Origin of the sequence: Lysobacter antibioticus (assembly GCF_000731095.1) — a bacterium.
Classification (GTDB): domain Bacteria; phylum Pseudomonadota; class Gammaproteobacteria; order Xanthomonadales; family Xanthomonadaceae; genus Lysobacter; species Lysobacter antibioticus_B.
The window spans coordinates 131,057-143,190 of the sequence record NZ_JMTZ01000009.1; the positions used below are offsets into that span (position 1 = coordinate 131,057).

General features: G+C 66.3%; 9 protein-coding genes. 2 read left to right on the forward strand and 7 right to left on the reverse strand.

Translation table 11 applies throughout. From position 1 onward, the window contains the following. Positions 1–73 precede the first annotated feature (73 nt). Complete coding sequence (locus tag EX88_RS0103265) at positions 74–3,013, forward strand: winged helix-turn-helix domain-containing protein (protein ID WP_031370576.1); 2,940 nt, start codon at positions 74–76, stop codon at positions 3,011–3,013. Between the two features lie 410 nt (positions 3,014–3,423). Here the strand turns inward: EX88_RS0103265 and EX88_RS0103270 are convergent, their stop codons facing one another. The 7 genes from EX88_RS0103270 to EX88_RS0103305 form a co-directional block, all read right to left on the reverse strand. Further along, a complete protein-coding gene (locus EX88_RS0103270; protein WP_031370577.1) occupies positions 3,424–3,915 on the reverse strand; it encodes a PhzA/PhzB family protein in 492 nt (163 codons plus the stop codon). A gap of 69 nt (positions 3,916–3,984) precedes the next feature. Then, positions 3,985–4,839 carry a PhzF family phenazine biosynthesis protein gene (locus EX88_RS0103275; RefSeq protein WP_031370578.1) on the reverse strand — a complete coding sequence of 285 codons (855 nt, stop codon included), beginning with the start codon at positions 4,837–4,839 and terminating at the stop codon, positions 3,985–3,987. 13 nt (positions 4,840–4,852) lie between these two features. Then, positions 4,853–5,482: a pyridoxal 5'-phosphate synthase gene (locus EX88_RS0103280; protein ID WP_031370579.1), complete on the reverse strand. Its 630-nt coding sequence runs from the start codon at positions 5,480–5,482 to the stop codon at positions 4,853–4,855. A gap of 273 nt (positions 5,483–5,755) precedes the next feature. Then, positions 5,756–6,094 (reverse strand): hypothetical protein, encoded by a 339-nt coding sequence (locus EX88_RS0103285; protein WP_036147925.1) that lies wholly within the window; start codon positions 6,092–6,094, stop codon positions 5,756–5,758. After that, positions 6,091–7,962: an anthranilate synthase family protein gene (locus EX88_RS0103290; protein ID WP_031370581.1), complete on the reverse strand. Its 1,872-nt coding sequence runs from the start codon at positions 7,960–7,962 to the stop codon at positions 6,091–6,093. Before EX88_RS0103290 ends, EX88_RS0103285 begins: the two co-directional genes overlap by 4 nt. Continuing rightward, a complete protein-coding gene (locus tag EX88_RS0103295; protein ID WP_031370582.1) occupies positions 7,959–8,585 on the reverse strand; it encodes an isochorismatase family protein in 627 nt (208 codons plus the stop codon). Before EX88_RS0103295 ends, EX88_RS0103290 begins: the two co-directional genes overlap by 4 nt. 218 nt (positions 8,586–8,803) lie before the next feature. Beyond that, complete coding sequence (locus tag EX88_RS0103305; protein ID WP_031370583.1) at positions 8,804–10,222, reverse strand: class II 3-deoxy-7-phosphoheptulonate synthase; 1,419 nt, start codon at positions 10,220–10,222, stop codon at positions 8,804–8,806. 627 nt (positions 10,223–10,849) lie between these two features. Here EX88_RS0103305 and EX88_RS0103310 point away from each other — a divergent pair. Next, the gene (locus EX88_RS0103310; protein WP_051884369.1) at positions 10,850–11,875 is read left to right on the forward strand and encodes a methyltransferase; all 1,026 of its coding nucleotides are present in this window, start codon (positions 10,850–10,852) and stop codon (positions 11,873–11,875) included. Positions 11,876–12,134 lie beyond the last annotated feature (259 nt).

Sequence of the window (12,134 nt, forward strand, 5' to 3'; positions counted from 1 at the left end):
AGGCATGCGGCAGGATGTTGCGGCCTGGCGATCGACCGCCAGCATCGACTTCGTAAAGCGGCTGAGGCTACCGATGACAGACACGCGCACGCCGCCCTGGCCCCCCGATTCGCGCTATCTGCGAACCGGCGACCTCGTGATCGACCTGCGCTACCGCCGGGTCTGTTGCGGCAGCGTCGAGGTCGAGCTGCCGCAGCGTCTGTTCGACTTGCTGGTGCTGCTGATGGCCGAGCCGCACACCCTGCATGGCCGCGCCGAGCTGTTCGCACGCCTGTGGCCGGGCCTGGTGGTCGAAGACGCCAACCTCTCGCAGAACATGTGGCTGCTGCGCAAGGCGCTCGGCGAACCGCGCAAGGCCTGGATCCGCACGGTGGCCAAGGGCGGTTACGTATTCGAACCTCCCGAACCGGTCGAATGGTTCGCCGAACTGCCGGCGCCGGCCGAACCTGCAGCGGCTGTCGCAGCGTCGGCCGATACCGGCGACACCGTCGAATCGGCCGGGGCCCTCGAAGCGCGACTGGCCGAGGAACCGAGCGCAGCGGCGACGGCCGCCGCGCTCGAACCTGAACCCACGTCGGAACCGGCAGTACGCCGAAGTACGTCGGCGGTGCCGCGCTGGAAGCGTTGGGCGCGTCCGCTCGCCTGGGCCGCTGCGGTACTGGCCATCGTCGCCATCGCCGGCTCGCTGCTGTGGTTGCGCGACTCCAAGTCGCCCCCCTCGTCGGCTGGCACGCTCCCGTTGACGGTGGCCCTGATCGAAGTGGAAGACCGCGCCAATGCCGCGCGCTGGCCGGTGAAGCTGTTGCGCGAATGGTTGCGTTGGAAACTCGGCAGCCTGCCGGAAGTGACGCTGCTGACCGAGGCCGACCTCGCCGCCGATGGCGAGACGAGCTCGCCGAAGGTGATCTTTCTGTCGTCCGGCGTGGCCAGCGGCGATGCCTCGCAAATACTCATCAGGGCCCGCTTCCACGACGAAGGCCAGGAACAGCGACTTGAAGTCACCGGACCGATCTCGCAGGTGCCGGCGATGGTCGACACGCTGTCGCAGCAGGTGATGGCCAAGCTCGTCCCGGGCCGCGCCGACGGCTGGCCGGCGCTGAACCTGGCTGCGCCGGCCGCGCGCCGCTACGCCGATGCGGTCGAAGCCATCGATCGGCGCGACTGGATCGCCGCGGCGGCGATCTCCAACGAAGTCGTCCGCCAGGCCCCCCGCTTCGGTCTGGCGCGAATGCAGCTGGCGCGCGCGCAATCGCGCCTGGCCCAGGCCACCGCGGCGATCGAGCAGATGCAGATCGCCATCGAGTCGACCAAGCCGGTGCCGGCCGAAGTCGAGGAATCGATGCGCGCCGAAGCCCTGGCGATGGACCCGCGGCGCCATCAGCAGGCACGCGAGGCGTTCGCGAAACTGGTCGCGCGTTATCCCGCGCAGTCGAACTACGCCCTTCAATACGCCCATTTGCTGTCGCAAACCGGCGAGCTGCGGCAGGCCTTGAAGATGCTGTCGGCGCCCGAATGGGAACGCAAGCCGATGGGTACGCGCATCGCCCGTCTGCTGCAGATCAGCGAAATCCACCAGTTGATGGGCGATCCCGAGCGCATGCGCGAATACGCGCGCAGCGCCGAGCGCATCACCCGCGAGGCCGGCGCCGGTTGGGAACTGGAACACGGCAACGCCCTGCTGATGATCGCGGTGGCCGACACCATGCAATATAAGGAGCGCGCCGACGTCGGCCAGTACGAGCAGGCGGCCCAGCGATTGGAAGCGGCCGGCAACCGCACCCGGGCGCTGTTCGCGCGCTTCCTCGCCGAAGCCACCGCCGCGCCGGACGCGGCCTCCGCCGCGCGCATGCAGACCTTGTTGGCGCAGGCCCGCGCAGGCGGCTACCGCCGTCTCGAGATCGATATCCTCGCGCGCGCCGCCGGCCAGCACTACAAGGCGGGCGACTGGCCCGGTTATCGCAAACTGCTCGAAGAAGCCTTGATGGTCACCCACGATTCCGGCGACGTGCTGATCGGCAACCGGCTCGCGATGGCCCTGCTCGTCGAGGACATCGTCGGCGCCCGCTTCGACAGCGCCGCCGAGCGCTTGCGCCAGTTGCGCAAGGCCGGCTTGCAGGGCCGCTGGGTCGTCGATCTGGCGCATTTCGAAGCGGCGCTGAGCTCGATCCACGGCCGCTACGCCTATGCCGTCGCGGTGCTGGACGGTGCCGAGCGCGAGCTGGCCAAGCTGCCGGACGGCGGCGCCGGCGAATTGCGCGCCCGCATCGCTTGCCTGCGCGCCGAGGCCCGCCTGCCGCTGGGCGATCTGCAAGCGGCGCGCAGCGACTGGTTGCGCTGCGGCGCCTCCGAGCAGCAATCCAACCAGGTCTCGCCCCTGGTCGGCCGTGCCCGCACCGAATGGCTCGGTGGCGACGAGCAAGCCGCGACAGAACTGCTGCGACATGCGCAAACCGAGCTGGCGAAGCTGGGCGATTCGCCCGAGGGCTCGGAAGCGGCGATCGAGATCGCCACGCTGTTGACGCGCACCGGCGCCCTAGCCGAATCCGATCGTCTCTACCAACGCGCCCTGCCCTTGATGCGCACGGCGCAATACCAGTGGTTGGTCGCCAGCGCCGAGACCGGCCTGGCCGAGAACGCCGCCGCACGCGGCGATTGGGCCGCCAGCCGCCGCCTAGTCGCCGATGCGCGCAGCAAGATACCCGCCGATGCCTGGCCCTTGACCAGCCGCCTGGACTTGCTCGACATCGTCGCCGCCTTGGCCGGCGACGATAAGCAACGCGCGACGGCCTTGGCCTCGGCGCTGCACGCGAAAGCGCAGCGCAGCGGCGACCGCGTGACCCAGATGGAATTGCACAGCCTGATGCCGCACGGTGTGGTGGCCGCCGATTGCAGCCGCAACCATCGCGACAGCATGACCGCCAGCACCGGCATGCGCGGTGCAGGCCTGCTGTGGTTGAAGCCTAAATCGCAAGTGCTGGCGGCGGAACCGGCGCTAGAAACGCTGTCGCCTTGACCTCCAAAGCCTTCGCCGACAACGGCCAAAACAAATCCCCCGGCGCAGTTGCTCTATCCCGGCCTCGATATACGTGGGCGCCTGCCCCCTTTGTCAAAGGGGGCGAAATAACGTGTGCCTCCAAATCTTGTTCGCACAGTGCAAGGACCCCTGGGCCGCCCCTCCCGTTGGAGAGGGGCGAGCCGGTTCGCTGGAGGCCACGATGCTGCCGTCGCCCCCCATTTGGAAAATTGGGGGATGGGGGGTTGGCTCCTCGCAGCAACGGCCGAAGCAGTCCCCCGGTATAACCGCTCTCCCCTTGCCGCCGTTCACGCGGGCCTCTGCCCACTTCTTCAACCCGGTCACGGCGACCGCGATCTTGCATGGTGCTGGGTGTTGCTACGTCGTACGGCGCCCTGGAACGAACAACCTCAAGCCGGAATGCCTTCGCGCTTGATCGCCGGAATCGGAATGCCGAGCGCGCGCATCTGCTGGTAGGGGTTCATGAACTCGCGGTTCTGCTTGATCTTTCCATTCTCCAGCAGGAAGGAATGGATGAAGTGGTTGCTGTAGTAGCCCGGCGGATAACCGGGGAACAGGATCTGCCCTTCGCCGTCGCACTCGACCCAGAAACGGTTCGGGTCCTGGGTCTCGAAGATCTGCACGTTCTTCCATTCCCAATCCGGGAAGCACTTCAGCGACCAGGCGCCGTGCGCCTTCAGGCCTTCGTGGCCGCGCGAAACGATGGGCTCGCCGGTGTCGTTGGTCCACAGGCCGCCGCTGCCGTCGGGCGTGAACAACAGATAGCGGGTCAGTCGCGTCTCGCCCTTGCGGCTCATATAGTCCTCGACCACCGCCCGGTGCCTGCGACGCAGATCGTCGTCGCTGCTGGCCTCGGAAGTCTTGAATGCATGTTCAATCATGATGCCGTCCTCTGTGTATGGCATGAGTCGATCGGTACAAACTGCTTGCCGGCCGGATGCCGCCGGGCCTCAGACTTTCCAGCGCGTAAGTTCGCCGCGCGCGACCACGGTCGCGCTGCCGGAGACGCGGATCGGCCCGATCTGCGCCAGCGAACCTTCGACCACCGCGTGCATGACCGAGCGGCGGCCCATCTCGACGCCCTGGCAAATCTCGATCGGCTGGCCGAAACCGAGTTGGCCGTGACGGATCAGGTGCAAGGCCAGCGGCCCCGCCGCCGAACCGGTCGCGGCGTCCTCGGCCACGCCGTAAGCCGGCGAGAACATGCGCATGCGCCATTGCGAGCCCGAGCCGGCGAAGCAGTTCGCGGCCATGTCGGGCAAGGTGGCGAGGATGCGCAGGTCGGGTTTCACCGCCGACAGCGCCGGGATGCTCGGCAAACCCACGAAGACATGGCGCGGCCCGTTGCGGTAGATCTCCACCGGCAAGGTCGACGAGGCCAGGCCGAGGCCTTCGAGCAATACATCGGCGAGTTCGTACGGTTCCCAGGCCGGAATCGGCTGCTGCATGCTCGCAGTGAGGATGCTGCCGTCGTCGCTGCGCTGGAAGGTGAAAGGCACCGTGCCCATCGCGGTTTCCAGGCCGAACCCGGCGGCATCGCATTGCTCGCCGAGCACGATGGCGGTACCGAGCGTCGGGTGGCCGGCGAACGGAAGCTCGTTGACCGGGGTGAAGATGCGCACGTGGAAATCGCCGTCGGCGCCGGGCGGGAACACGAACGTGGTCTCGGAAAGATTCATCTCCCGCGCGATGCGTTGCATGTCCGCCGCTTCCAGGCCGAACGCGTTGGTGAACACCGCGACCGGGTTGCCTTCCAGCGGCCGGTCGGTGAATACATCGGCCACTACATACTTGCCTGCCGTCATGATCAGCACATCCTTATGGTTGAAGCCTGCGATGGGTCCAGCCCGACGGCGCGGCGTCGTAGCGCAAACGGCTGTGCAGCCGGTCGTCGGAGGCCTGCCAGAACTCGACGATGGTCGGACGCAGGGCATAGCCGTGCCAGCCCTCCGGCCGCACCAGCGGAATCGCCGAGCGGGTCAGGCGCTGGGCCTGCAGACGCAGCGCCTTCTCGTCTTCCAGCAAGGCGCTCTGGCGCGACACGGTCGACATGGAATTGGCCTCGGGCGGCCGCTTGGTCCACAGCAGGTCCGACTCCGCGCCCGACAGCGGCCCGATCGGGCCTGACAACACGATCTGCTGCTTGGTCTCGCGCCAATACAACACGCCCGAGGCCCAGCCGTTGAAGGCGATTTCGCGGCCTTTCTGGCTTTTCGCATGGGTGGTGAACACCAGCGAATCGCCGGTGATCTCGAGCAGATGGACCATGCGGTTGGAGGCGCGGCCGTCGATGCCGGTGGTCGCCAGGGCCAAGGTGCCGGGATCGCGCACACGATTGTCGATGGCCTGGTTGAACCATTCGCGCAGCAGCGGGATCGGTAGCTCGGGTGGAACGTCGAAGATGGAAATCTCCATCGCCTCGGCTTGTGTGTGGTTGAGTTGACTCATGTCGGTTCGTCCGTTGAATGGGGGCTTGCGTGTTCGCATCGGGGTCCGCATCGCTGATCGCTCTGCCGATGGCCGTCGATGCCCGCACCGAACGCCAGGCGTGGCGATTGCTCGTTTTGTTGCCGGCGCAGCCGGCGCCGGCTCCGATACGCCGGCGCCGGTTCCGGCGCAGCCGGGCGCGCGTACCGGTCCGTCGCCTGCACCGACGAACCCTGCGCGCTGCCCGGCTGCGCCGGTGGCCGAACGCCCGGCCATGCGCTTTGAAGCGATGTTTCAGGCGTGCTCTTCCTCCAGCGCGTCGCCGACCAGCCAGGGGCCGGCGCGGCCGTTCTCGATCAACACCTCCATGTCGAAGGTCGTGCGCATGCTCGGCGGATAGCCGATCAGCTCGGTCGCGCGGTTCGGCGGCAGCGGCTGGCTCATCGCGTCGCTCGACTCCCACACCACCACCGCGCCCCACAGGTTGTTGGCCGGGTCGGAGATCCAGAACTTGGAATGCATGCCGCGCACGTCTTCCCAGGGCGCAACGCCCTCCTCCCTCAGATAGTCGCGCATCGACTCTATGGTCTGGCTCGATTTGTCCAGGTTCCACCAACTGATCGTCGTTTTCATGTGGTCAACACTCTCTTTACGCTCGAAGCGATGATGTCCACGCCGCGGTGGGTCAGCAGGGACTCGGCATGGAACTGGATCGAGGCGAAGCTGGCGCCGCGCAATGCGTGCACTTCGTTCGACTCGGCATCGCGGCTGACCTCGATCAGGCTGTGGTCGCCGCGGGCGAACTGGCTGCTATCGCACTTGGCGACATAGGTGTTGTAGAAGCCCACCAATTCGGGGCTGCCGAAGAAATCGATCTCGCGCTGCACGCCCTGGTTCGGCGAGGCGCGCTGGATCAGCTCCAGACCCAGTTCCAGGCACAGGATCTGGTGGCTCAGACACACCGCCAGGAACGATTTCTTCTCGGCGAGCAGGTGGCTCATCGCGCGGCGGATGCTGGCGATGCGCGGGTCGTCCATATTGCGCGGGTCGCCCGGGCCGGGGCCCATCACCGCCAGGTCCCAGTCGCCCTTGAACAGCGCCGGTTCGTCGAAGCGGCACATGGTGACGTCCAGGCCGATCGACTTGAGCTGTTGCGCCAGCATCGCGGTGAACGCGTCCTCGGCGTCGACCATCAACACCTTGCGCCCGCTCAACGCCGGGTCGATGCGAATGCGGTCGTCGGCATCGGACAGCCAGAAATCGGCGATGCCGCCGTTGCGCTGCTTCAGCGCCGCCTGCACGTCCGGGTCGAGCCCGAAGCTGGACTTGCGGCCGTGGCCGAGCGCGGCCAGCAAGGCCTTGGCCTTGGCGCGGGTTTCCGCGGCCTCCGAAGCCGGGTCGGAATGGCGCACGATGGTCGCGCCGACGCCGATGCGCATGCGCCCGCCGGCATCGATGTCGGCGGTGCGGATCAGGATCGCCGAGTCCATCATCGCCTGGCCGTTCGCGTCGCGACCGATCAGCGCGGCCACGCCGCCGTAGTAACCGCGGCCTTCCGGCTCGTGACGGGCGATGATCCGGCAGGCGTTCTCGATCGGGCTGCCGGTGACGGTCGGCGCGAGCAAGGTGTGGCGCAGAATCGTGCGCGGGTCGCTGGTCGTACGCCCTTCGATGAAATACTCGGTGTGGGCGAGCCGCGACATCTCCTTCAGATAAGGACCGACCACCTTGCCGCCTTGCGGGCAGAAGTGGGCCATCATCTTCAGCTCCTCGTCGACCACCATGTACAGCTCGTCTTTCTCCTTGGCGTCGGCGAGGAAACCCATCACGCCCGACAACGACGGCCCCGATGGCGGATAGCGGTAGGTGCCGCTGATCGGGTTCATCGTCGCCACGCCGTCGCGCAGGCTGACCTGGCGCTCCGGGCTGGCGCCGATGAAGGTGCGCTCGCCGGTGTGGACGATGAAGGTCCAGTAGGCGCCGACTTCCTCCTGCACCAGGCGGCGGAACGCAGCCAGCGCGACCCGCAGCGAATAGCCGCTGATGTCGGCGATGAAAGTCCGCTTGAGCACGAAGTTGGAGCCCTCGCCGCGGCCGATCTCGTCGGCGACGATCCGCCGCACCTTGTCGGCGTAGGCCTCGTCGTCGATGTCGAACTCGCCGCCGGCCAGCTCGATCGGGGCGGCGGCGATGGTCTTCAGGGCTTCTTCGACGGAAACGCGCTCACGCTGATGGATCGTCATGACTTGCAGACGCTGGCCATCGTCGACGGACGCGAAACCGCGCTCGCGCAATTGTCCGTAGGGAATCAGTACCAACACTTCCTCGCCGACGGTTCCCGCGTCGGCCAGCGGAATCGATTCGAGCGTATCGAACTGGCCCATCTCGCCGGCGAACACGTCCAGCATGTCCTGGACGTCCGACTGCGGACGGAACAGCAGCGCGAACGCGGCTTTGCCGGTATTACCCGCGACGATGTCGCGCAGCAATGGGGTAGTCATGCGGCCACCTGTTCCGAGGTCACCACGACGGCGCAGCAGCGCGCGGCGTACTCGAGCGCCATCAGGTGACGTTCCAGAGAGAAATCGGCGACGGCGTCGCCGACCACGAAGGTTTCGATATCGTTGGAGAAAGCTTCGACCGCGGTCATCAGCACGCCGATGTGGGCGTAGACGCCGCAGATGATCAGCTGGTCGCGGCCGGCTTCGCGCATGCGCTTGAGCAGGTTCGACTTCCAGAACGCGCTGTAGCGCCACTTGGTCAGCGACCAGTCGCCCTCGATCGGGCTGAGCTCGTCGACCACGTTGCGGTCGACCGGGTCGACTTGCATGCCGCTGCCCCAGAAGTCTTTGAGCAGTCCGCGCTCTTCGGCGGTCATGCCGCCCGGCTGCGCGGTATAGGCCACCGGAATGCCGAGCGCCTGGCAGCGCCTGCGGATCGAAGCGGCATTCTTGACCAGCACCGAGCCCAGCCCTTCGGACGGGATCGGACGCAGGAAATAACGTTGCATGTCGTGCACCAGCAGCACCGCGCGATCGGGATCGATCTTCCAGCTCGCGATGTTGGCGGGAAGCTGGGCGGAGGTCGGCATCGCATAAGGCTGGATCTTGGGAATACCGGTCATGGTTGCTTCCATCGTCTCGGGCGTAACACCCTTCGTGGCGGTTGCCGCGGCGGAGCGAGCGCTGCCGCAGCTTGGGATTCGTAGCCCGCGCGCAGCCGCCGCCGACGGCGCGCAGGCGCGGTACGCGAAGACACGGCGGTCGTTCGCGGCGTTCGGGTTGGGCAGCGCGTGCTAGCTGCTGCGAGGGGCGGTCGCGCGGACGCGACCGCCCCTCGCGCTCACAGCGAACCGCCCATCGCCTGCAAGCGCGGCGCGATCGGCCGCGCCGACGGCGTGGCGCGGCTGGCGGAGACGATCAGCATCGACAGCTCCAGGGACTGTTCGTAGTTCAGGCGTGGATCGACCGCTGTCTTGTAGGCGCGGCTAAGGTCGGCCTCGGCCAGGTCGCGTGCGCCGCCCAGGCATTCGGTCACGTCCTCGCCGGTCAGCTCCAGATGCACACCGCCCAGACGCGTGCCTTCGGCGGCGTGGATATCGAAGGCCAAGTCCAGCTCGCCGCGGATATTGTCGAAACGGCGGGTCTTGTAGCCGTTGCCCACACTCTCGGTGTTGCCGTGCATCGGATCGGCGACCCACAGCACCCGGCGACCGGCCTGCCGCACCGCCTTGAGCAGGCCCGGCAAGGCATCGGCGATGCGGCTCTTGCCCATGCGCGTGATCAGGGTCAAACGACCCGGTTCTTCGTAGGGATTGAGCACGTCGATCAGGCGCAGCAACTCGTCGGGCTTGGTGGTCGGGCCGATTTTCACCGCGATCGGGTTGCCGATGCCGCGGAACAGCTCGACGTGGGCGCCGTCCAGCGCGGCGGTGCGCATGCCGATCCAGGGCAAATGCGTCGACAGATTGAACCAACCGCCGCGTTGCGGCACGCGCCGGGTCAACGCGGCCTCGTAGTGCAGCAGCAAGGCTTCGTGCGAGGTGTAGAAGCCGGTATGCATGCGGCTGTCGACGAACTGCCCGCCGACGGTTTTCATGAAGCGCAGCGAGTCGGCGATTTCCTCGACCACCCGCTTGTATTCGATGGCGCGCGGCGAGTGCTCGACCCAATCGAGTTTCCAGTACTCCGGATGATGGATGTCGCCGAAGCCGCCATCGACCATGGCGCGAGTAAAATTCAGGGTCAGCGCCGAGTGGGCATAAGCCTCGAACATGCGGTTCGGGTCGGGGCGGCGAGAGGCCTCGTCGAAATCGGCGCCGTTGACGATGTCGCCGCGGAAGCTCGGCAGCGACACGCCGTCGCGCGTTTCCTCGTCGCTGGATCGCGGCTTGGCATATTGGCCTGCGAAACGGCCGACCCGGATCACCGGCTGCTTCAGGCCGTGCGCCAGGACGATGCTCATCTGCAACAGCACCTTGAGGCGGTTGGCGATGATCTCGCTGGTGCAGTCGACGAAGCTCTCGGCGCAATCGCCTCCGTGCAGCAGGAAGCGGCGCCCTTCCTGCGCTTCGGCCAGCGCCCTTTTCAACTTCAGCACTTCCAGCGAGGTCACCAGCGGCGGCAATCGCGCCAGCCGGTCGGTCGCCTTGGTCAGTTCCCCATCCGCCGCGTACTGGGGTTGCTGCTGCGCCGGACGCTGTTGCCAGGTCTGCGGCGACCAATCGTCCTCGTTTCTGACTACGCTCAACGGTCGAAACATGGATTCATCTCCCCACTAGGTTTGAGTGCCGGCACGCGATCAGTTCGCGTCGATCCCTGCATGCGAGCTTCTGTATCTGGCGCTGCACGCCATGGCGCCGATTGCGACGCGCCGTATATCGAGTGCGCGCCGAATCCGTCGCCCCATCCGTGTCGATGGGAATGCCACAAACCCCGCTGCTCGAACCGCGTCTTTCCCCGCTCGAATACAGCTCGCGACTTCCAGCAGTGAAGGCAAATTATCAGATGGAAAATGAGGGTTTAACCGTAGAAAGTACGTAACCGACGTCGATGCGATCGATGTAGATTTGCAGCCGCCGGGCAGACTCATCGCGCGGTATGTACGGCACTTCATCGCAGTTTCCGATTTAGTGTGAGCGTTATCGGTTTTTTATTTTGATCAACGCACCGACGTTGTCCGGACCGCGCCTTGATAGCGTCCGCAAAGTCTCATAAACGAATCCGATGTTCGCAGGGGGGCGGTCATACATCGGACTTGTTGCAGCGTTTCAATCAACGGCTGAGCGGTTCCGCGTGCGTCGCATCGACTATCCCATCCCGGCTGGGCGATTCGCCCTTCGCCAGTGCCATCCGCGCTTGTTTGCGCATAACCACTCCAGGAGTGCATATGACTGAGAATAACCGTGCCGGCGCCGTACCCTTGTCGTCGATCCTGCTGCAGATGATCACCGGCTATTGGGTGACTCAATCGCTCTACGTCGCCGCCAAGCTCGGCATCGCCGACCTGGTCGCCGATGCGCCGAAGACCATCGAAGAGCTGGCGGCGAAGACCGGCGCCAAGGCGCCGCTGCTCAAGCGCGTGCTGCGCACCATCGCCAGCATCGGCGTGTTCACCGAAACCCAGCCGGGCATCTTCGGCATCACTCCGCTGGCCGCGTTGCTGCGCAGCGGCACCCCGGACTCGATGCGCCCGCAGGCGATCATGCACGGCGAGGAGCAGTACCGCGCCTGGGCCGACGTGCTGCACAACGTGCAGACCGGCGAGACCGCGTTCGAAAAGGAGTTCGGCACCAGCTACTTCGGCTATCTGGCCAAGCATCCGGAGGCCGACCGCGTCTTCAACGAAGCCCAGGCCGGCTACACCAAGCAGGTCGCTCACGCCGTCGTCGACGCTTACGACTTCTCTCCGTTCAAGACCGTCATCGACATCGGCGCCGGCTACGGCCCGCTGCTGTCGGCGATCCTGCGCAGCCAGCCCGAGGCCCGCGGCATCCTGTTCGATCAACCGCACGTGGCCGAAGCCGCCGGCAAGCGCCTGGCCGAAGCCGGCGTCGGCGATCGCTGCGGCACGGTCGGCGGCGACTTCTTCGTCGAAGTGCCCGCGGACGGCGACGTCTACATCCTGTCGCTGCTGCTGCACGATTGGGACGACGAGCGCAGCATCGAGATCCTGCGCAATTGCCGGCGCGCGATGCCGGCGCACGGCAAGCTGCTGATCGTCGAGCTGGTGCTGCCCGAAGGCGAGGAACCCTTCTTCGGCAAGTGGCTCGACCTGCACATGCTGGTCCTGCTCGGCGCCCAGGAACGCACCGCCGACGAGTTCAAGACGCTGTTCGCCGCGTCGGGCTTCGCCTTGGAGCGCGTCCTGCCGACCGCATCCGGCCTGAGCATCGTCGAAGCGCGTCCGATCTGATCGCATCGTCCGGCCATGCGCCGGATTACTCGCATGCAGCCGGCCGCCGATGCGGCCGGCTGCATGTCGTTACAGTTGCTACCTAATCGCATCTTGACGACTTAGTGCCGCGTGTTTGGACCGCCGTGCGCAACGCCCTGTCTGCAGGGCGATCGCGCTGCGACGGGCTTGCAAGGTTTCGTTCAAGCAAGATCCAGATCCACATCCAGATCAAACGCCAAGAGCTTCCGCCACTAAAGCGGCGGGTTACTTTCTTTTG